Source organism: Bartonella sp. TT119HLJHH (assembly GCF_042193385.1).
Lineage (GTDB): Bacteria > Pseudomonadota > Alphaproteobacteria > Rhizobiales > Rhizobiaceae > Bartonella.
Genome location: NZ_JBHILS010000101.1, coordinates 1 through 1,052, shown reverse-complemented (window position 1 = coordinate 1,052; position 1,052 = coordinate 1). Strand labels below are relative to the sequence as shown.

Below are 1,052 nucleotides of genomic sequence, written 5' to 3'. Positions count from 1 at the left end.
TCGCTACATCCACGGGCACCTATTTTTTCATCTTCTACATAACGAGAATGCGCAAAATTCCGTACAAGATGATCATTGTTAGAGCCACCAGTCCAATCGCCTCCTCCCAACATAACATTTATGTCTACACGTAAACTGCTTCCTTGCTCCCCTGTATGCCATTTCGTCACTGGATAACAACCAGACAAATATTGCCAAACATAACCGCAACCATCCTCACAACCGATATGCGAAATCATCCGTCTATTGTTTGTATCAACGTGTCCTCCAGACGTCTTAGAAGAAGGCGCTTGATTGTTGACAATACTGGTTGCTTGATTACTTCCATACATGCAAGACGCGAACTCATCACTCGTCAAAAATCTCTTATTAACAGACGACAAATCCGCGTGATGGTCAGAATAGCTACGATTGGTTGTAATCGGAACACCATAGGCAGACTTCGTATTTTCATCTGTCCCTGATTGAAGATAAATATCAACCCAAATATTCTTCCACGGATCGTAAACCATTCCCTCTGGGTCACTACGTGGACGGTGATTGAGACACCAAACAGAATTGGGCAAGATATCCCCCGCTTGATAACCCGATAAGAGATGATCTTCAATCTCACCAACATCTGCACAAAGCGTATGAAATCCACCAATCTTTTGAGAATTATCCTCTGTATAGCCATTAGGAGCTGTCGGATTTTGCGAAATTTCAAAGGATAGCTCATTCGTCTGATCTTTTAAGATGAGATATATATAATAATCCTTTCCTGCTTCAAGATCTTCGTCAAAAGTCATCCTTCCACGCCCTGGAGTGCGGTAAAAGAGGTACCTACCCCCATTCTCACCACCATGATAAAAGCGAAAACACGCCCCTTCATTGATCACAAGACCTTTTCTATTGTGTGAATCCGCTTCCAGAATTCTGTCAGGTTGATTAAAACGCACATTCTCTAAAAAATTAGTGGAAAGAGAACCTACCTTACTTTGAAGTTCAGAAAGACTGTCACTGTTCCTCTGTGCCTTCTCTTGAACTTCTGTCAATGCACTCTTCGCTTCTTC

At 42.3% G+C, this 1,052-nt stretch carries 1 pseudogene; it reads right to left on the bottom strand.

Going from position 1 to position 1,052, the window contains the following annotated elements:
• Nucleotides 1-1,052 (bottom strand): annotated as a pseudogene (locus tag ACFIJL_RS09510) (hypothetical protein); the annotation flags it as partial.